The sequence below is a fragment of the Hymenobacter nivis genome (genome assembly GCF_006439025.1).
In the GTDB taxonomy this organism is placed as follows: domain Bacteria; phylum Bacteroidota; class Bacteroidia; order Cytophagales; family Hymenobacteraceae; genus Hymenobacter; species Hymenobacter nivis_A.
The window spans coordinates 682769-702165 of sequence record NZ_RCYZ01000002.1 but is presented as its reverse complement, the minus strand read 5'-3'; the positions used below and the strand labels follow the sequence as shown (position 1 = coordinate 702165).

Below are 19397 nucleotides of genomic sequence, written 5' to 3'. Positions count from 1 at the left end.
TACCAATAAAACGAAAGCCAACAGCTAGCAGCCACAAGCCAATAGCTACCTCCTTATGCCTGATAATTCCGACGCCGCCCTGTTTACCGTACGCCACCCCGAGTGGGCCGCCAACGCCACCATTTACGAGGTAAATGTGCGCAACTACACGCCCGAGGGCACCTTCCGGGCCTTCGAGGCGCACCTGCCGCGCCTGGCCAAAATGGGCGTCGTCATCGTGTGGCTGATGCCCGTGCACCCCATCGGGGCGGTGGGGCGCAAGGGCACGCTGGGCTCGCCCTACGCCGTGCAGGACTACTTCGGGGTGAACCCAGAATTTGGGGCCTTGGAAGACTTGCAGCACCTCGTGGAAACGGCCCACGGCCTGGGCATGAAGGTGATTCTGGACTGGGTAGCCAACCACACCAGCCGCGACAACGCGCTAATTACCAGCCACCCCGACTGGTACCAGCACGACGCCCAAGGGGCTCTGGTGCCGCCCGTGGCCGACTGGACCGACGTGGTGGCCCTCGACTATACCAACCACGAGCTGCGGGCTTATATGATTGAGGCCCTGTGCTACTGGGTGCGCGAGGCGGGCATCGACGGCTACCGCTGCGACGTGGCCGGCCTAGTGCCCACCGATTTCTGGGACGCGGCCCGGCCGGCGCTGGAGGCCCTGAAGCCGGTGTTCATGCTGGCCGAGTGGGACGAGCTTTACCCGTCCGGGGGCCTCACCTGGGAGGAGTTCGACGGCGACACGCACCTGCTTGAGCGGGCCTTCGACGCCAGCTTCGGCCTGCGCCTGCACTACCTGCTCGACCACATCGCCGAGGGCAAGGCCGCGCTGGCCGACATCGATACGTACCTGGCCGCCGAGCGCGAAAAATACCCGCCCACGGCCTACCTCATGCACTTCACCAGCAACCACGACGTGAACAGCTGGGACGGCACCGAGTACGAGCGCCTGGGGCCCCTGGCCCAACCCTTCGCCGTGCTGGCGGCCCTGCTGCCGGGCCTGCCCCTGCTGTACTCGGGCCAGGAAGCGGGCCTGAACCGCCGGCTGGCCTTCTTCGACCGTGACCCCATCGACTGGCAGGACTACCCGCTCCAGGACTTCTACACCCGGCTGTACCAGCTCAAAAAGCGCCACCCCGCCCTGCGCAACGGCGATGCGGCCAGCACTTTCCACCGCCTGAACGGGCCAGACGGCCTTTACGGTTTCGTGCGCGAGAAGGGCGGCTCGGCGGTGGTAGTGCTCATCAACGCCACCGCCGAGCCGCTGGTGCTCCCCGGCCAGAAAATGCCCGTCTCGCCCCAGAAAGGGCTGTTCGACGTGTTCAGCGGCGAAGCCCTTACGCTGGCCACGCCCAAGGCGCGCACCGTGCCGGCCCACGGCTGGCGCGTGCTGCGCACCCGCGACTAGCCAGCGCTTTTCGCGGCGCGCCCGGGGCCCAATTTTCGGTACCACTACCTCCCCTTTGGGTGGGCGGGAAACACCGCTGGCAGCTGGGGCATTTGCTTCCGTTTAGCGTTCCGCTTTGCGGCGCGGCCCGCGGGCCTGGCTCCTTGCAGCCGGTGCGCGGGCGGAGCGCTTGTTTTCCAGGAAGGCCATTTTTTCCCATTGCCAACATCTGGCAGCAGCTACGAAACGCAGCGTATCGAAATCGTTTGCTGAAAAAATTGCGGCCGGGCCGCGCCGCGTTCATCGCCGGCATCCAACTCAATATTTAGCCGCATAACATTGGGCTGAGTTATTTGTTGTCAATGAGTTGACTAAGGATAAAGGCCTACTGCCGGGTTTTTTACTCATTTTTAGAGTGGTAGTAATTTGGCAATAAATTGTATATTTCGTCAACGTTCCCACCCATTTAATTTACTGCACTAGGTGAAATCCTCTTCTTCGGGAGCCTACGGAGCCTACTCCGATTCGGCACTGCTCGATGCCTTGCGCACGGACGGGGAGGGAGCGTTTGCTGAAATTTATAACCGCTACTGTTACCCGCTTTTCAGCCTCGCCTACCGGAAGCTAGACGACCGCGAAGTGGCCGAAGAGCTGGTGCAAGACCTCTTCACCTACCTGTGGGCCCAGCGCGGCAGCAGCCAGGTACAACAGCTCGACCGCTACTTGTTTTCGGCGATGAAGTACCGCATCATCAACCACCTGAAGGTGCGCAAGGTGCAGGCGGCCTACGAGCTGTATTGCCGCCTGAGCCCGGCCCAAGCGGACGTGGACACCGCCACCGAGGATGCGCTGGCCCTGCACGATTTGAGCGCGGCCCTGCGGGCCAGCGTGCAGCAATTACCCGCCAAATCGCGCGAAATCTTCCAGCTCAGCCGCCTGGAGCACTTCACGGTGCCCGAAATCTCGGTGCGCGTCAACCTATCGGAGAAGAGCGTGGAGTACCACCTCACCAAGTCGCTGAAGCTGCTCCGGGGCTACCTGCGCGATTTTCTGCTGATTATTTTGCCGCTGTTCGTATTTTTTCACTGAGCATATCTATCAAATTTTCAGCTAGTTGCCGGCCATAATACCCGGTTTCCAAAAGTATTTTCAAAAAAAGTAGCGGCCGGGTTTAGGGATTGCGGTGGGTTGGTTGACTTGTTAACCGAAGCCCGCCTAACCCTGCCTCCCCGTGACGGAAGTTGAATTCCAGCTTTTACTGCAACGCTACCTCGACGGCCACTGCACGCCCCAAGAGTGCGCCCGGGTAGAGCACTGGTACGACCAGCTGGGCGCGGCCCCGCTGGGGGCCCGGCCGCAGCCCCACCCGCGCGCCGTGGAAGGAGCCGTGTGGCAGCGCCTGCAGCAGGCGGGCGTGGGGCAGGGGCCCCGGGCCCGGGCGCTGCCGCCCCCGGAGGCCTACTGGCGGCGCCCCCGGCTGCGGTGGGCGGCGGCGGCGCTGGTGGCCCTTGGCCTGGGGGCCCTGCCCTTTGCCTGGCAGCGCACCGCGCCGCCGCTGCAAGCCACCACCACCACCGAGCACGGGTGGACGCGCCGCGCCAACGCCAGCCCGCAGCCACAATCGTTTCGGCTACCCGACGGCAGCCTGATCACGCTGCACCCCGGCAGCAGCCTGCGCTACGCCAGCGCGTTTGCAGGGCCCCGGCGCGCCGTTTACCTCGACGGCGAAGCCTTCTTTAAGGTAAGCAAAAACCCGGCGCGGCCGTTCCTGGTGTTCACCAAGCAGGTGGTTACCACGGTATTGGGCACCAGTTTCCGCGTGAAGGCCTACCCCGGCGGCAAAGACGCCTCGGTGGCCGTGCGCGAGGGCAAGGTGGCCGTGCAGGCCCGCCAGGACGCCGACCTGGCCGCTACCCCGGCCCACCCGGCCGCCGCTGGGGTGCTGCTGCTGCCCAACCAGCAAGTAGTGTACTCGGCGGCCAGCCAGCGCCTGAAAAAGGAACTGGTGGACAGGCCTGTGGTGCTGGTGCCCCAGGCCTTCGAGTTTGAGGAGCGGCCGGTGGCCGAAGTGCTGGCCGCCTTGGAAAAGGCCTACGGCGTGCACATGGTGTACGACAAGGCCAAGCTGGCGAGCTGCACCGTCAGCATCACGTTCTACAACGAGCCGCTGTTTGAAAAGCTCGGCCTGCTCTGCAAGTCGCTGGGGGCCTACTACCAGCTCTCCAACGCGGAAATCATCATCCACAGCGCGGGCTGCCAGTCGAAAGCAGCCAACTGATTTCACGCTGCTAGCCTCCGGCAGGCAATCCATTGCGCTAGTTAATAAGGCTTTATAAACTTAAAGCTCTTGGGAAAAATATTGTCTCTTCCTTTTTACTTTTTCAATTTGCTGAAAATTTCATGAAAAACTTAGTACCATTTATCCCTCATTTTTGGCGCTCCGTGAAGGTTTTGCTGTTGCAGGCCGTGCTGGTGTGCCTGCTGGCCAACGCCACGGTGGCCCATCCGGTGCTGGCCCAGGACGTGTTGGAGCGCAAGGTGACGCTGCGCGTGGAAGGGCTCACCATCAAGGAAACCCTGCACCAGCTGGCCAAGCTGGCCAACATTCACTTCGTATACAGCCAGCAACTCATTGGTGCTGAGCGCAAAGTAACTGTTCACGCCCAGGACCAGCTGCTGGCCACGGTGCTGGACGAGGTGCTATCGCCGCTGAAAATCCAGTACGAGGTCACCAACAACCGCGTCGTACTCCGGGCCCCGGCGGCTACTTATACCACCTACGCAAACGATTCCGTTAGGTCGGAAACGGCGGCGGCCCAGCCCTCAAACGTTCCCATCAGCGGGCGCATCACCGATGCCAAAGGCAGCGCCCTACCCGGCGTAACGGTGGTGGTGAAAGGCACTACCCTGGGCACCAGCACCGACCCCGACGGCCGCTTCACGCTGCAAGCGCCCGAAAACAGCGTACTGGTTTTCAGCTTCGTGGGCTATACGCGCAAAGAAGTGCCGATCACCGGCGCCAACAGCAACCTGGTGGTAGCCCTGGCCGAGAGTGCACAGGAGCTGAACGACGTAGTAGTAATCGGCTACGGCACGGCCCGCAAGAGCGACCTGACGGGCGCGGTGGCTTCGGTGAGCAGCGCGCAGCTAACCCAGGTGGCTACCTCTGACCCCGTGCAGGCCTTACAAGGCCGCGTGGCGGGCGTGGAAGTAACCTCTAACAGCGGCCAGCCCGGTTCGGGCACCCGCATCCGGGTGCGCGGTGTGGGCACCATCAACAACAGTGACCCGCTGTACGTGGTGGACGGCATTCAGACGGCTGACATTGGCTTTTTGCTGCCCGCAGATATTGAGTCGACGGAGATTCTGAAAGACGCTTCGGCCACCGCCATTTATGGTTCGCGCGGGGCTAATGGCGTGGTGCTCATCACCACCAAGCACGGCAAAGCAGGTGCCACGCAGTTCAACCTGTTTGGCTACACCGGCTTCCAGCAAATCCGGCGCGAGTTGCCGCTGACCAACGCTGCCCAGTACGCGACGCTCGTAACGGAGGCCTTCACCAACGCCGGGCGGCCGCTGCCTGATTACGGCCCACAGCTGCAAAACGCCATTGCAACCAACGCCGAAGGCATTGACTACCAGAAGATGGTAACGCAGAAAGGCCTCATTACCAATTACAGCTTGTCGGCCTCGGGCGGCACCGAACAAAACCGCTACCTCATCAGCGGCAGCTACTTCCAGCAGAACGGTATCATCCAGAATTCGGGCTTCAAGAAATACGTGATTCGCGTGAACGATGACGTGGTGCTCACCAAGCGCATCAAAGCGGGCGTAGCGGCCACGTTCACCAACAATAACCAGACGGGCAGCGGCGATGGCCAGGGCGGCTCGCAGCCCTACCAGGTGCTACAATACGCCCTGCAAAAGAACCCGATTCTCGATCCGTACAACGCCACTGGTGGCTACGCCGACGACGTTATCACGCGCAATGCGCTAAACGTGCCGCGCTACTTAGATGAGCAGAAGTACAACAAACTGCAGAACAACAACTTGTTCAGCAGCAGCTACCTGGATATTTCGATCCTGAAGGGCCTGTCGTTCCGCTCCACGTTCGGCGTCAACTACTTCAACAACCACCCCAAAGTATACCAGCCGCAGTACTACATCGGCCCGGTGGACCAGCGGGCCCAGAGCGCGCTCATCGAGACGCGCAACGAGAACGTGTCGTGGGTGTGGTCGAACTACGCCAACTACTCCAAGACTTTTGCCGACAACAGTAATTTTTCGGCCACGGTGGGCCAGGAAGCGCAGCGGGGCTACGGCACCGGCATTTCCAGCACGGCCTACAACGTGCCGCTCGATCCTTCGCTGCAATACCTGTCGGCTTCGCGTAGCGCCAACAACGTGGTGCGCAGCAGCCAGTACGACGGCAGCTTGTCTTCCTACTTTGGACGGGCCAACTACAATTTCCGCGACCGTTACCTGCTCACGGCGACGCTGCGCTTCGACCAAACCTCGAAGTTTCTGGCGCCGGTGCGCACGGGCACGTTTCCGTCGGTGGGCGCTGCCTGGAACATTTCCAACGAGCAGTTCCTCAAGGGCGTCACCTACCTGTCGGTGCTGAAGCTGCGGGCCAGCTACGGCCAGGTGGGCAACCAGAACGCCGCTCCTAACTACGGCTACGCTTCGGTGGCCAACAATAACCAGACCTACGCCTTCAACAACACGCCTTCCCCGGGCCTAGCCATCACCCAAATCAACAATCCGCAGCTGAAGTGGGAAACGGCCGTGACTACCGACGTAGGCCTCGACGCCGAACTGTTTGACAGCAAGCTGACCTTCACGGCCGACTACTTTGAGCGGCGCACCCGCGACATGATTGCCCTGCTGCCGGTGCCCGACTACGTGGGCCAGGCCCCCGCCAGCGCCAACGTAGGCTCGCTGCGCAACCGCGGCCTGGAACTGGCGCTGAACTACCGCAACGCGGTGGGCAAGCTCCAGTACAACGTAGGGCTGAACTTCACCAAGATCAACAACGTGGTGACCAGCCTCGGGGGCGGCAACGCCATCGCCAGCGGCAACGTGCTCACGCAAATCGGCAACACCACCCTTACTGACGTGGGCCGCGAAGTGGCGTACTTCTACGGCTTGCAAGCCGACGGCGTGTTTCACAACCAAGCCGAAATTGACGCCTACAGCCGCGCTTCTACCGATCCGGCCACTCCCGGCACGGTGCTGATTCAGCCCGGGGCCCACCCCGGCGACATGAAGTACCAGGACACGAACGGCGACGGCAAAATTGATGCTTCCGACAACGTTTACCTGGGCAGCGGCACGCCAAACTTCAGCTACGGGGCCTCGCTGAACCTCACCTACTCGGGCTTCGATTTCAAGGTACTCCTCTACGGGGTGCAGGGTGCCGAAGCCATCAATGGCGCGGCCTTCAACCTGAACAAGTCGGCCGATTTTGTGGGCGTGTGGAGCAACTTCTACGCCAGCCGCCTGGACCGCTGGACGCCCAGCAACCCCACTAGCAACCAGCCCCGCGTAACGTCGGTTGACACCAACGGCAACGACCAGTTCAGCAGCCGCTACGTGGAAGACGCCAGCTACCTGCGGGCCCGCAACATGGAGCTGGGCTACTCCTTGCCCAAGGCCTTCCTGGGCCGCTACCAGGTGGGCGGGGCCCGGCTGTTCCTGTCGGTGGACAACGTGTTCACCATCACCAAGTACACGGGCTACGACCCGGAAATCTCGACCGCTGCGCTTTACAATAACCCCTTGTCCTACGGCGTGGACTACGGCAACTACCCACAGGCGCGCACCTACCGCCTGGGCTTCAACGTGCAGTTCTAATCCGCTATCCCCATCCTTTCGATATGAAATCCAACCGCGCCGCCGTATTGCTCGGCCTGCTGCTGACGACTGCCCTGGCCCCGGGCTGCAAAGACTTCCTGGAAAAACAACCCCTCGGCACCACGACCCAGGACAACCTGTTCAATGACCCGACCAACGCGGTGCAGGCCGTGAACGCCGTGTACGACGTGACCGCCTGGGACCAGGGCCCCAAGTGGGGCGACCCCGCCGGCCAGTACGTGGCCCAGACCTTTGAATGGGCGTTCGGGGACTTGATGACCGACGACTCTGAAAAAGGTGGTAGCTCGCCCAGCGACTTCCTGCCCCTCATTCAGCTCAAAAGCTGGAACATCCCGTCCTCCAACGGGCTCGTTACCACGCTCTGGGTGCACAGCTTCACGGGCATTGCCCGGGCCAACACGGTGATTAACAACATCGACGCCGGCACCATCGACGCGGCCCTGAAATCGCGTCTGAAAGGCGAGGCGCTGTTTCTACGGGCTTATTTTTATTACAACCTGGTGAAGGGTTTTGGGGGGGTGCCGCTGTTCGAGCAGGCCGTAGTGCCCACCGAGGCGGGCAACGTAACCCGGGCGACCATTGCCCAGACCTACGCCTTTATTGAGAAAGACTTAAAGGCCGCCGCGCTGCTGCTGCCCGAGAAGACCGCCTACGCCGCCGCCGACGCCGGGCGGGCCACCAAGGGCGCCGCCAACGGCTACCTGGCCCGCGCCATCATGTACCAACTGGGCACCGTGAACGGCAACAACCACACCTGGCAGGAAGTGTACGACTTGACGAACACCGTCATCGCCTCGGGGCAGTACAGCCTACTGCCCAACTACGCCACCATTCACCAGGATGCGGGCGAGAACAGCAGCGAATCGGTGTTCGAGATTCAGTTTGCCTCGGACAACAACACCTACGGCCCCATCTCGCTGGGCACAACCAACAACATTTTCCAGAACAACCGCAGGACCTGGGGCTACGGCTTCAACAACCCCACGCAAAACCTGGTCGACGAGTTTGAGGCCAACGACCCGCGGAAGGAAATCACTGTGATCAAAAACAACGACATCGTGCTGGGCATCCTCAACGTGGTGGACCTCGCGGGCAACGCCACGGGCTACTACAACCGCAAGGCCGCCATTTTAGCCCCCGCCGCCCCGGAGGCGGGCCCCCAAAACATCCGCAAAATCCGCTACGCCGACATCCTGCTGATGAAGGCCGAGGCCGCTGCCCAAACCAGCCGGCCCACCGAGGCCATTGCCCTGGTGAACCAGGTGCGCCAGCGGGCCCGCATGGCAACCCGCCCCCCGGGCACCACGCTGGGCTCCACGAGCTACGAGCCCGCCAACACCCCGGCCGGCACCCTGCCCAACCTGGCGGCCGGCCTCACGGGCCAGCCCCTGCTCAGCGCCATTTGGCACGAGCGCCGGGTAGAATTTGCCGAGGAGTCGCTGCGCTACTGGGACTTGGTGCGCACCGGCCGCTACTTGGCCACCTTGCCGGCCGAGGTGCGGGCCCGGGCCACGTCGCACATCGCCACCGAAGCATCCGTAAACCCTTTCCCTCTCCTGCCCATTTCCCTGAACGACGCCCAAACCTGGAAGCTCCCGCAAAACCCTGGCTATTAAGTAGCTATTACCGCGGGGCGGGGCCTACTCCCCCAGCACCCTTCTAGTTTGCGCCCCTGAAAAGCCGGCTGTTATGGTTTCCCCCGGGGGCCGTAGCGGCCGGCCTTTTTGTGGTGCCTGCGGCGAGTATTTGCCGTGGGGGTGCGCGGGGCGGCGGGGGCCCCGGGGGCGGCCGGGCGTTGCGGTGGGGCCCCGGGGCTGGCCGCTGGGGCCGCCCGCTGCGTATGCAGGGCCCCAGGTTTTCCCACAATGCTATTTGCCATGCCCTACGTTTTCCTGTTTCTGGCCATCATCAGCGAAGTGATTGGCACCACGGCCCTCACGGCCTCCAACCAGTTCAGCAAGCTGGGGCCCAGCGTTATCACGGTAGTGGGCTACGGGCTGGCGTTCTACTTTTTCAGCTTCTCGCTGAAGGCCATTCCGGTGGGCGTGGCCTACGCCATCTGGGGCGGGGTGGGCATTGTGCTGGTCACCGTTATCGGCTTTTTCTACTTCAAGCAGCGCCTCGACTTACCGGCGTTGGTGGGCATCGGCCTCATCGTGGCCGGCGTGCTGGTGATGCAGCTCTTCTCCAAAACCGTGTCGCATTAGGGGCCCCCGGGGCCCCAAAAAAAGGCGGGCCGCCCGGGGAAATTTCCCGGGGCGGCCCGCCTGGCTTTTAAACAATCGTGCAGAAACAAAGAGCTATTAATGCCGGGGCCGGCTGTTGTCACTGAGAACATCAGCCATCAGCCAATGGCACGGGGGCCCTATTCGCCCATGTCCGTGGCGCGCCAGGTGTTGTTCTGGCGGTTCACGTCGGGCAGGATGTTGGTGGGGTTCAGCGTGACTTGGGTGAGGGGCGTGGTGGAGTTGTAGCGGAACGTCCAGGTGCCGCCGCGCTGCCAGATTTCGACGGGCAGGTGCACGGTGGTGGTTTTGCCGTTGGTTTCCTTCACCTCGGCCGTGACGGGCATGGCGGCCTGGCCGCGATTTTCAATCGTGATGAGGGCCCCCTTGGCGGGGTCCTGGTTCACGTAGGCCACGGTGGTCACGGCCTGGTCGAGCAGCCAGTTCTCGAAGAACCACTCGTGGTAGAACCAGTTCAGGTCTTCGCCGCCCACCTCGTTCATGGTCCGGAAAAAGTCGCGCGGCGTGGGGTGCTTGAAGGCCCAGCGCTGGATGTAGGTGCGGAAAGCGTAGTCGAACCGCTCGGGGCCCAAAATTTCCTGGCGCAGCAAGTACAGGCCGTAGCCGGTTTTGGAGTAGGCGGCAAAGCCCAGGTTGCGGGCCTGCGTCACGTCGGGCACGGTGTAGGGCGGGTCCTGGTTGGGGTCGAGCAGGGCGTAGAGGACGCCCACCGCGGTGCGGCCTTCCACATCGCCCAGCTGCTTGTACTCGCCGTTGTTGAAGTTTTTGCTGCTCAAGATGTTGATGAACGTGTTGAAGCCCTCGTCCATCCACGGGTACTTGCGCTCGTTCGAACCCACAATCATCGGGAACCAGTTGTGGCCAAACTCGTGGTCGGTCACGCTCCACAGGCTGGCTTTCTTCGAGCGGGCCCCGCAAAACACGATGCCCGGGTACTCCATGCCGCCCACCCGGCCGGCCACGTTGGTGGCCGCGGGGTAGGTGTACTCGTACCACTGCTTGGAGTTGAATTCGATGCTCTTTTTCACATACTCGGTGCTGCGGCTCCAGGCCGTGTCGCCGGCCGATTCGGTGGGGTACAGCGACATAGCCAGCGACTTACGCCCGCTGGGCAGGTTCATCTTGGCGGCGTCCCAGACGAAGGCAGCCGACGCGGCCCAGGCCACGTCGCGCGCCCGCTGGCACTTGAAATGCCAGGTGAGGCGGCCGTTTTTGCCGCTGGGGCGCGAGCCGGCCTGCGTCACTTCCTCGGGGCCCCGCACTAGCACGGTTTTATCGGAAGTAGCGGCCTGGGCCAGGCGCTTTTGCTGGGCGCTGGTGAGCACCTCGGCGCCGTTCACCAGCTCGCCCGAGCCGCCCACCAGGAAGTTGGCCGGCACGTTGAGGGTGTAGTCGAAGTTGCCGTATTCGAGGTAAAACTCGGCCGACAGGTAGGGCAGCGTGTTCCAGCCCTCCACGTCGTCGTACACGGCCATGCGCGGGTACCACTGCGCCACCTCGAAAATCTCGCCGTTTTTGGTGGGGAGGCGGCCCAGGCGGTCGGAGCCGTACTCGGGGATGTTGAAGCCGTAGGCGATGGTGATTTTGAGCTTGTCGCCGTTCGGCTTCATGGCCTCGGGCAGAATGATCTGCATCCGGGTGTCGCTCACGCGGTAGTTGGCCTTGGTTTTCTTGCCGTGCAGCTCAATATTGACCGTTTGCAGCGAGTCGCCGCCCGGGAAGTTGCGCGCCGAGTTGCCGTTGCGGGCGGCGGCGTTGCCGAAGCGGCCACCGGCCACGGGCGTGGCGGCCGCCCCGCGCGAGTCGCCCCGAAACAGGTTTTGGTCGAGCTGCAACCACACGAAGGGCAGCGCGTTGGGGCTGTTGTTGGTGTAGGTGATGGTGGCCGTGGCGCTCACCCGGGCCGCTTTCTCGTCGAGCGAGGCAGCAATCTGGTAGTCGGCCGCGTTTTGCCAGTAGTTGGCCGCGGGCTGGCCGCCGGCCGTGCGCGTGGCGGGCCCCACCTGGTTGAGGTAGTCGGGCGAGAAGAGGGCGCGCGCGTTGTAGGGCGGCAGGTTGGCCGGGGGCGGGGGCAGCGGGATGGGCCGGGCGGCGGGCGCGGGCGGCGGGGTGGGGCGCGTCGGCTGGGGGGTTTGGGCTTGGGCCGTGGCCGTGCCGAGCAGCAGCGCCGCGGCCAGCAGCTTGGTAAAAGAAAGCTTTTTCATGAAAAAGGAATAGGGCAAAAAGGTCGTTGCCAAAAGTAGCGGCCGAGGCTGAAGAATGGATAAGCAGCCGGCCGCTATTTTCGGCGCGGCCGAAAGACCAGGGGCCCCGGCCACGGTTGCAGCCCGGGGCCCAGCAAAACGGTCTTTCGCTGGTTGTTGCTTTTCCCCGCGGCGGCGCACCGCGCTGCCTTTTCCATTCCCGCATGCCTTCCTCCTTCGATCCGCAGCAGCTCAACGACCTCATCCGCACCCGGCGCAGCGTATTTGTGCCGCAGTTTGTGCGCGGCAAAGTCATTCCCGACGCCATCGTTTGGCAGCTGCTCGAAAACGCCAACTGGGCCCCCAGCCACAAAAAATCCGAGCCTTGGCGCTTCACCGTGTTCACGGGCGCGGGCCTGGTGCAGCTGGCCGAATTCCAGGCCGAGCTGTACAAGCAGACTTCGGGGCCCCAGTTTAAGCAGTGGCGCTACGACAAGCTGCGCACCCTGCCGCCGCAGTGCTCGCACGTCATCGCCCTCGGCCTGAAGCGCACGGCCTTTGACCTGCCCGAAATGGAGGAAATCGCGGCCGTGGCCTGCGCCGTGCAAAACCTGCACCTTTCGGCCCACGCCTACGGCCTGGGCGGCTTCTGGAGCACCGGCGGCGTGACCTATACCGAGGAGGCCAAGGCATTTTTCGGCCTGGGGCCCGCCGACCGGCTGCTCGGGTTTTTCCAGCTCGGCTACGTGGAGGGCCCCGGGGCCCCCGGCGAGCGCGGCCCGGTGCAGGAAAAAACCCGCTGGGTGGCCGGCTGAGCCCGGGGGCCCCGCACGGCCGTTCTTTGCCCCATGAAGACGACCCCGACCCCCTCCTCCCCCCCGCCCCTGGCCCTGGCGGGCGTGCACCACATCGCCATCATCTGCGCCGACTACGCCGTCTCGAAGGCGTTTTACACCGAAATCCTCGGCCTCGAAATCATCCGCGAAGTGCACCGCGCCGCCCGCCAGTCCTATAAGCTCGACCTGGCCGTGGGCGGCCAGTACGTCATCGAGCTGTTTTCCTTCCCGAGCCCACCGCCGCGCCCCAGCCGGCCCGAGGCGCAGGGCCTGCGCCACTTGGCTTTCGCCGTGGCCGACCTGGACGCGGCCACCCAGCGGCTGGCGGCCCACGGCGTGGCCTACGAGCCCGTGCGGGTGGATGAGTTCACGGGCCGGCGCTTCACCTTCTTTGCCGACCCCGACGACCTGCCACTGGAGCTGTACGAGGTGTAGGCGCGGCGGCTTTCTTTTCGGAAAATTGCCCAGTAAACCGCCCGCAATGCCCAAACTTTACTTGCTGGCCCTGCTGCTGGCCCTGGCCGGCTGCGCCACCCGCCCGCCCACCCGCCTGAACGTGGCCGCCGGCTACTGCGACCCGCCCCTGCCCTACCGCTACGACCCGGCGTATGCGCCGCAAGCCGATTTTGCGGGGGCCCTCACGCCGGCGCTGCTGGCCCGCTACCCGCGCCGCAACCTGCTCACGGCCAACGCCGCCGGCCTATTGCCCGCCCTCACCACTTTGCTGGGTTTGGAGGCCGCCGCCCGCCAGCAGCCGGGGCCCGCCGCCGAGGTGGCCGTGCTGCGCCAGCGCCAGCTCATTGGGGCCCAAGTGGCGCTGGTGAGCACCACGGTGGCCAGCCTGGCCGCCGAGCTGGACTGCGAGGGCGAGCGCGCCGACCAAGTGGCCGGCTACCTCAAAACCCAGGACGACCGCCGCACCCAGCGCCTCAACGTGCTGTCCATCAGCATTGGGGCGGCCAGCGGCATCGGCACCACCGTTATCAGCAACCAGGGGGCCCAGTACGCCTTTGGCATCGGCGGGGGGCTGCTGGCGGCGGGCCTGGGCCTGCTCACGCTGACCGGCGGCCACTCGACCGAGTTCACGCACCCGCGCAACCTGCTGGCCGATGTGTGGGCCGAAAAACCGGCGTCCGACGTATTTCCGCCCAGCGTGTGGTACATGCTCACCGAACCCGCCTTCAGCAACGGCGGCCAAACGGCCCTGGCCCACAACACCCGCCGCCGCTGGGAGCACTACGGCCAGCTCGCGCACCCCAATTCGCCCAAAGGCCAGCAGCTGGTGGCGCTGCTCTTCGGCCCGGGCGGCCAGTACTCGGCCGATCAGCTCACCGTGCGGGCCAACCTGCTCAACGAGCTGCAATCGGCTGTGCGCCTGCTCAACCAGGAGCTGCAAGGGCTAATGCTGGTCCTGAACGAGCCGGCGCGGTAGCCGTTTAGGGCCCCGGCGAGCGGACCACCACGCCACTACTGCGCCGCCGCCCCGGGTGCCGCCAGCAGCGCGGCGGCGGCTTTGGTTTGGCGCAGGTTGCGCAGGTAGAGCAGGCCGATGAGCAGCGCCAGGGCCCCCTCGGCCAGCACGGTGGCCCGCACCCCCACGCGCTCCGAAGCCGCGCCCACCAGCAGGCTGCCCAGCGGCAGCGCGGTGGTGTACACCAGCACGTAGAGGCTGATGACGCGCCCGCGCATGGCCGGCAACACGGTGGTTTGCAGCAGCGTGACGTTGATGGTGGTTTGGGCCATCATCCCGAAGGCGCCCACCGCCAGGAAGGCCAGCGCCAGCCAATACTGCGGCGTGTAGGCAAACAGCAGCAGCCCCACGCCCAGCACGAAGGTGTTGACGGTCATCACCTTGCCCAGGTCGGTGCCCGGCGGCAGCGCCGTCAGGTACAGCGCCGCCCCGAACCCGCCCAGCCCAATGGCCCCGTCGAGCAGGCCAAACGTGGTGGCAGTGCCCCGAAACACGTCCTTGGCGTACACCGGCATGAGGGCCGTGAAGGGCAGCACCAGCAGGGCCATCAGCCCCAGCGTGCTGATGATGAACCGGATGCCCGGCGTGTCGCGCACGTAGCGGAAGCCTTCCGCCAGCTCGCCCAGCAGGGGCTTGGGGTGCGGCTGGGCCACGTAGGCCGGCAGCCGCAGCGCCAGCAGCGACCCGATGACGGCCACGAAGCTGAACGCGTTGAGCCCAAAGCAGGCGGCGGCCCCCAGCCGCTCGATGGCGAAGCCCGCCACGGCCGGCCCCAGCAGCTTCGAGAGGTTGAGCATGGTGGAGTTGAGGGCCACGGCGTTGGGCACGTCCTCCTTATCGTCCACCAGGTCGTACACCAGCGATTGGCGCGCGGGCACGTCGAAGGCGTTGATAATGCCCAGCACGGCGCTCAGCGCAATGATGGCCGCCACTGCGTCGCGCTGCCAAAACACGGCCAGCGCCAGCAGCCCGGCCTGCGCCATCGAGAGCACCTGCGTGGCCAGCAGCACCCGGTAGCGCGAGTAACGGTCGGACACGACGCCGCCGAGCAGCGAGAACAGCGCCGACGGGAACAACGTGGCGAACACGCTCAGGCCCAGCATAAGTTTGGAGTGCGTCTGGGCGTATACTACCCAACTCACCGCCGTTTTTTGCATCCACGTGCCCACCAACGACAGGGACTGGCCGGCGAAAAACAAGCGAAAGTTGCGGCTGCGAAACGCGCGCAGGGCCTCGTACTTCATGGCCCAAAGGTGGGGAAATTCGCGCCGCCCGCGCCCGGCCGCCGCTACGGCAGGGCCCCCGCCCCGGGCCGGCGCGGGCAACCCAAACCGGGCGCGGGCGGTTATACGGGGGCTGCGCTGGCAGCTTTAGCATTTCCACTTCGCATATTTCCCATGGCAAACCTTCGTGAACTGGGCCACTCCGGCCTGCACATCGCCCCGCTTGTGCTGGGCGGCAACGTATTCGGCTGGACGGCCGACGAGAAAACTTCCTTCGCCGTGCTCGACGCCTTCGTGGCGGGCGGCGGCAACGCCATCGACACGGCCGACGTGTACTCGCGCTGGGTGCCCGGCCACGAGGGCGGCGGGCAGTCGGAAACCGTGATTGGCAAGTGGCTGGCCCAGCGCGGCCGCCGCGACGACGTGCTGATTTTCACCAAAGTGGGCATGGAACTGGGCCCCGACAAAAAAGGCCTCTCGAAAGCCTACGTCAAGCGCGCCGTGGAAGCCTCGCTCCAGCGGCTACAAACCGACTACATCGACCTCTACCAGAGCCACAAAGACGACGAAAGCCTGCCCGTGACGGAGCCGCTTGAAGCCTACGCCGAGCTGCTAAAGGAAGGAAAAATCCGCGCCATCGGGGCCTCCAACTTCAGCCCCCAGCGCCTGCAAGCGGCCCTCGACGCGGCCCAAAACGGCCTGCCGCGCTACGAAAGCCTCCAACCCGAGTACAACCTCTACGACTACGAAACCTTTGAGCGCGACGACCTGCCCATTGTGCAGGCCAGCGGCATCGGCGTCATCCCCTACTACGGCCTGGCCTCGGGCTTCCTCACCGGCAAGTACCGCTCCGAAGCCGACTTGCAAAAGAGTGCCCGCGGCGCCGGCATCGGCAAAAAGTACCTGAACGACAAAGGAACGGCTCTCCTCAAGGCCCTCGACGCCGTGGCCGACCGCCACTCGGCCACGCAGGCCCAAGTGGCCCTGGCCTGGCTGATGCAGGCCCCCGGCATCACGGCGCCCATCGCCAGCGGCACCAGCCCCGGCCAGGTCACGGAGCTCACGGAAGCCATGAACTTGCAGCTCACCGCCGCCGACGTGGCCGAGCTGCAAACCGCGCCGGTGGCCGCCTAATTGGGGCCCCGCACATCGCTCAAAAAAGGGCCTCCCCGCGCGGGGAGGCCCTTTTCTTTTACAAACGATTAGGCTGTTTCCGTAGTGGGCGTTGCTTCGGCGGCGGCCGCGAGCAGTTGGTGGGTGGGCCCCGGGCTAGAGTCCTATTCTTTGAGCGGCGGGCAGCGGGCCAGGCGCCGTTTGCGCCGCGGTGTTGGGGCCCCCGGCTAGGCAGAGCGGTAGGCTTAGCAAGGCATATTTCATTCGACTTAGGCTTGAGCGATGGATGACTTGAGTGGTTGATAAACCAAAAGCTCAGTGCAAATCGGGCAGCTTGGCGGGGTCGAAGGGCACGGGCACGGGGCCGGCGGTGGGCACCGGGTTGTTGGGGGCCGCGCTGGCGCGCACCACCGTGTTTTGGCCGGCCGCGAGCAGCCAGCGGCCCCGCTGCTTCACTAGCACCAGGGTGAGCAGGTCGTCGGCTTCGCCTTCTTTATTAGTGCCGCGGTTCACACCGTCGGGCGGGTAGAAGGCACCCACGTGGCAGTAGAGGTTGGCCACGGCCACGCCGGGCGCCACGGCCCGCACCGCCAGGGGCCCCGGGGTGAAGGCGACGCCCTTGAACATGGCGTCAAAAATCTGCTGGTGGGCGGCTTGCACGGCGGGCCGGCCGCGCCACCACATGCCCACAATGTTCACCCAGCTCACGTCGGGCGTGGTGTAGGCGGCCATGTTGGCAAACTGGTGGTTTTGAAAATTAGTGGTCATCCGGGCCACGGTTTGGCGGATGGCGGCTTCGTCGGCGGCCGGCAGCGGAGCCGCGAGCGATTGAGCGGCGGCGTGGCCGGCCGCCAGCGCGAGGGCGCAGCCAAGCAAAAAGGTTTTCATGGGGCTAAGCGGTTGGTTCGCTGGCAAATCTCTCGCCCCGGGGGCCCCATTTAGTAGTAAAAAACCGACATTCTTAGCCGCCGGCCCGGGTCAGCCGGGTGTGGGCGGCGGCGTCGGCCAGCAGCTGTGGGGGCGTCACGCCGGCAAAGGCCTTGAAGTCGCGCACCAAGTGGCGGTAGTCGTAGTAGCCGCACTGCACGGCCACGGCCAGCCAATCGAGGGCCGGCTGCCGCTCCTTGAGCCGAAAGGCTTGGTCGAAGCGCGCGATGCGGGCGTAGAGTTTGGGGCCCATGCCCACCTGCTCGAAGAAATTGCGCTCGAACTGCCGCGGGCTCAGGCACACCTCGTGGGCCAGGCGCTCCACGGGCCGCGCCACCCAGCCGCTCAGCAGCTGGGGCAGCAGCGCGTCGAGGGGCCGCGCGGCCCCGGCGATGCGGCGGGCGGCCCGCAGCAAGTAGGCCTCCACCACGGCCACCATGCGGTCGTAGTCGGTGGTTTCGGCCAGGCGGTCGGCCACCTCGTCCACGGCGGGGCCCAGCACGGCGCGGCTGTCCACCGAAAAGTCGAACAGCTCCTTCACCGGCACGCCCAGCAGGCGGTGCAGGCCGCCGGGCTTGCAGGCCACGCACACCACGAGGTGGTCGGGGGCAAAATTCAGGTCAACCCGCGACACCTGGGGCCCCACTAGGATGGTGCGCGGCGACTGAATGGTGCGGTTCTGCCCGTAGTGAAAGGTGCTCATCGCATCGCGCGGGTAGAAGTACAGGCTCTGGTGCGGCGTGGGCGGCTGCGGCTTGGGCGCCGGAATGGGCTGGCCGTTGGCGCTGCGCACGTGGGCCACCAGGTAGTGCAGCACGAAGGGCTGCAACGCCGGCGCAGGCGGGTAGAGGCGGAAGAACATACAACCGGGCTTAAGCGGAGCAATTGGCAGTAAGGTAGTTACAAACCCATCAACAACATTGCAAAGCCGCAATATTTACTAGACCGCCAAGCTGTGCTGGCACCGCTTACCCGCAAAAGCAAGGGGCCCCGGCCCGCGCACCTGGATGCGCGGGCCGGGGCCCCTTGTGGCAAATACCTCGTTTACTTGGCGGCTACGTCCTCGAAGGTGTAGGTACGGGCCACGTCCTCCACGGGCTTGCCGTCGGCCTCGGCGTAGGGGTACACAAAGTAGTTGAGCGGTGGGCCGGCTTGCTTGGGCGTCAGGGTCAGGTCGCGGCCGCGGGTGAACTCGACGCGGTTTTCGTCGTGGGCCCCGAAGAAGTAGGCGCGCTTGCTGGGGTCTTTGGCGGCCTCGGAGGCATCGACGGGCACCCAGCCGGTTTCCTTGGTGAAGAACTCGGCCCAGCAGTGGTAGCCTTTCACCTCGCCCTTGCCGCGCTCGGTGGGCAGCGGCAGCCCGATGCTAAAGCGCGCCGGGATGCCCAGCGCCCGGCAGTACCCGATGACGATGGCGTGGAAATCGGTGCAGTTGCCGCGGCGCGCGTCGCAGGCGTAGTAGATGTCGCCGCGGCCCCAGCCCTGGCCGGTTTTGTCGTAGGTCACGGTGCTCACCACATGCTCGTAGATGGCGCGGGCCTTGGCCAAGGGCGTGGTGGCGTGGGCTTTGTCCACCACTTCCTGGGCCTGGGCCTTGATTTTGGCGTCGAGCGGCACCAGGCGGTCGGGGGCCAGCCAGCGCTTGAGGTTGGGGTCGGTGGCCTCGGTTTCGGCGGGGGCGTGGTCGTCGGTGGCGCGCAGGTTCAGGTGCTCGCGGCGGGTGATGCGGGCCGTGAGCGTGACCACCAGCGGCGCGGTAGGCACGGCGGCGGGCCGCAGGTGCAGCAGCTGGTTGCCGTAGGCATCTTTCTCGACGGTGTAGGGCCCCGGGGCCTCAATTTTCAGGTCGGCCACGTCCTGGCTTTTGTCGGCGTGGGGCACGGGCATCCACAACTCCAGGGCCTTGGTACCGGCGGCCGGCACGGGCACCGTGGCCCGGCAGGTGAGCAAAAACGTGCGGCTGCGCGGCGCGGCCGTGGGCGCGGTGGGCGCCGGGGCAGCGGCGCTCAGCAGCCACGCGGTGGCGGCGAGGAACAAGGGCTTCATGGGAAAGGGTAACTGGTTGAGCCCCAAAATTACGCGCTGACCCTGCTCCTGCCTCACCCGGGGCGCCTTCATCTTTCCGTAACCTGCGCGC

At 65.0% G+C, this 19397-nt stretch carries 15 protein-coding genes; 10 read left to right on the top strand and 5 right to left on the bottom strand.

All coding sequences use genetic code 11. From position 1 onward, the window contains the following. The first annotated feature begins 55 nt into the window (after positions 1-55). From EAH73_RS07490 to EAH73_RS07460, 6 genes are all read left to right on the top strand, one after another. Positions 56-1405, top strand: a complete 1350-nt coding sequence (locus EAH73_RS07490) for an alpha-amylase family glycosyl hydrolase (RefSeq protein WP_140465847.1) — start codon at positions 56-58, stop codon at positions 1403-1405. A gap of 462 nt (positions 1406-1867) precedes the next feature. Continuing rightward, on the top strand, positions 1868-2473 hold the full coding sequence (locus tag EAH73_RS07485; RefSeq protein WP_140465846.1) for a sigma-70 family RNA polymerase sigma factor: 606 nt from the start codon (positions 1868-1870) through the stop codon (positions 2471-2473). A 142-nt stretch (positions 2474-2615) separates the two neighbouring features. Beyond that, entirely contained in the window at positions 2616-3662 is a 1047-nt protein-coding gene (locus tag EAH73_RS07480; RefSeq protein WP_140465845.1) for a FecR family protein, read from the top strand. Between the two features lie 164 nt (positions 3663-3826). Next, the gene (locus EAH73_RS07475; protein WP_161599469.1) at positions 3827-7240 is read left to right on the top strand and encodes a TonB-dependent receptor; all 3414 of its coding nucleotides are present in this window, start codon (positions 3827-3829) and stop codon (positions 7238-7240) included. 23 nt (positions 7241-7263) lie between these two features. After that, positions 7264-8877: a RagB/SusD family nutrient uptake outer membrane protein gene (locus EAH73_RS07470; RefSeq protein WP_140465843.1), complete on the top strand. Its 1614-nt coding sequence runs from the start codon at positions 7264-7266 to the stop codon at positions 8875-8877. A 261-nt stretch (positions 8878-9138) separates the two neighbouring features. Continuing rightward, entirely contained in the window at positions 9139-9468 is a 330-nt protein-coding gene (locus EAH73_RS07460) for a DMT family transporter (RefSeq protein ID WP_140465841.1), read from the top strand. A 158-nt stretch (positions 9469-9626) separates the two neighbouring features. Here the strand turns inward: EAH73_RS07460 and EAH73_RS07455 are convergent, their stop codons facing one another. Next, complete coding sequence (locus EAH73_RS07455; RefSeq protein WP_205012968.1) at positions 9627-11711, bottom strand: M1 family metallopeptidase; 2085 nt, start codon at positions 11709-11711, stop codon at positions 9627-9629. Positions 11712-11914: 203 nt separating this feature from the next. Here EAH73_RS07455 and EAH73_RS07450 point away from each other — a divergent pair, with 203 nt between their 5' ends. From EAH73_RS07450 to EAH73_RS07440, 3 genes are read left to right on the top strand one after another with little or no spacing between them, the layout of a single operon-like run. Further along, positions 11915-12505 carry a nitroreductase gene (locus EAH73_RS07450; RefSeq protein ID WP_140465840.1) on the top strand — a complete coding sequence of 197 codons (591 nt, stop codon included), beginning with the start codon at positions 11915-11917 and terminating at the stop codon, positions 12503-12505. A 33-nt stretch (positions 12506-12538) separates the two neighbouring features. Beyond that, complete coding sequence (locus EAH73_RS07445) at positions 12539-12961, top strand: VOC family protein (RefSeq protein ID WP_140465839.1); 423 nt, start codon at positions 12539-12541, stop codon at positions 12959-12961. 46 nt (positions 12962-13007) lie between these two features. Then, positions 13008-13958: a hypothetical protein gene (locus EAH73_RS07440; RefSeq protein ID WP_140465838.1), complete on the top strand. Its 951-nt coding sequence runs from the start codon at positions 13008-13010 to the stop codon at positions 13956-13958. Positions 13959-13993: 35 nt separating this feature from the next. On the opposite strand, the gene EAH73_RS07435 is transcribed toward EAH73_RS07440, so the two are convergent. Beyond that, positions 13994-15241 (bottom strand): MFS transporter, encoded by a 1248-nt coding sequence (locus EAH73_RS07435; protein ID WP_140465837.1) that lies wholly within the window; start codon positions 15239-15241, stop codon positions 13994-13996. A 153-nt stretch (positions 15242-15394) separates the two neighbouring features. Here EAH73_RS07435 and EAH73_RS07430 point away from each other — a divergent pair, with 153 nt between their 5' ends. Next, on the top strand, positions 15395-16354 hold the full coding sequence (locus EAH73_RS07430; protein WP_140465836.1) for an aldo/keto reductase: 960 nt from the start codon (positions 15395-15397) through the stop codon (positions 16352-16354). Between the two features lie 294 nt (positions 16355-16648). Here EAH73_RS07430 and EAH73_RS07425 read toward each other — a convergent pair whose 3' ends face one another. The 3 genes from EAH73_RS07425 to EAH73_RS07415 form a co-directional block, all read right to left on the bottom strand. Then, positions 16649-17221, bottom strand: a complete 573-nt coding sequence (locus EAH73_RS07425; RefSeq protein ID WP_140465835.1) for an SgcJ/EcaC family oxidoreductase — start codon at positions 17219-17221, stop codon at positions 16649-16651. A 73-nt stretch (positions 17222-17294) separates the two neighbouring features. Continuing rightward, entirely contained in the window at positions 17295-18122 is an 828-nt protein-coding gene (locus tag EAH73_RS07420) for a helix-turn-helix domain-containing protein (protein WP_140465834.1), read from the bottom strand. Positions 18123-18304: 182 nt separating this feature from the next. Beyond that, positions 18305-19306 (bottom strand): transglutaminase-like domain-containing protein, encoded by a 1002-nt coding sequence (locus tag EAH73_RS07415; RefSeq protein WP_140465833.1) that lies wholly within the window; start codon positions 19304-19306, stop codon positions 18305-18307. Positions 19307-19397: the final 91 nt, after the last annotated feature.

Excerpts from the sequence above, each read along its gene's own strand:
- EAH73_RS07490 (WP_140465847.1), top strand. The coding sequence starts at position 56 with ATGCCTGATAATTCCGACGCCGCCCTGTTTACCGTACGCCACCCCGAG.
- EAH73_RS07470 (WP_140465843.1), top strand. The coding sequence starts at position 7,264 with ATGAAATCCAACCGCGCCGCCGTATTGCTCGGCCTGCTGCTGACGACT.
- EAH73_RS07460 (WP_140465841.1), top strand. The coding sequence starts at position 9,139 with ATGCCCTACGTTTTCCTGTTTCTGGCCATCATCAGCGAAGTGATTGGC.
- EAH73_RS07455 (WP_205012968.1), bottom strand. The coding sequence starts at position 11,711 with ATGAAAAAGCTTTCTTTTACCAAGCTGCTGGCCGCGGCGCTGCTGCTC.
- EAH73_RS07450 (WP_140465840.1), top strand. The coding sequence starts at position 11,915 with ATGCCTTCCTCCTTCGATCCGCAGCAGCTCAACGACCTCATCCGCACC.
- EAH73_RS07445 (WP_140465839.1), top strand. The coding sequence starts at position 12,539 with ATGAAGACGACCCCGACCCCCTCCTCCCCCCCGCCCCTGGCCCTGGCG.
- EAH73_RS07440 (WP_140465838.1), top strand. The coding sequence starts at position 13,008 with ATGCCCAAACTTTACTTGCTGGCCCTGCTGCTGGCCCTGGCCGGCTGC.
- EAH73_RS07435 (WP_140465837.1), bottom strand. The coding sequence starts at position 15,241 with ATGAAGTACGAGGCCCTGCGCGCGTTTCGCAGCCGCAACTTTCGCTTG.
- EAH73_RS07430 (WP_140465836.1), top strand. The coding sequence starts at position 15,395 with ATGGCAAACCTTCGTGAACTGGGCCACTCCGGCCTGCACATCGCCCCG.
- EAH73_RS07425 (WP_140465835.1), bottom strand. The coding sequence starts at position 17,221 with ATGAAAACCTTTTTGCTTGGCTGCGCCCTCGCGCTGGCGGCCGGCCAC.
- EAH73_RS07420 (WP_140465834.1), bottom strand. The coding sequence starts at position 18,122 with ATGTTCTTCCGCCTCTACCCGCCTGCGCCGGCGTTGCAGCCCTTCGTG.
- EAH73_RS07415 (WP_140465833.1), bottom strand. The coding sequence starts at position 19,306 with ATGAAGCCCTTGTTCCTCGCCGCCACCGCGTGGCTGCTGAGCGCCGCT.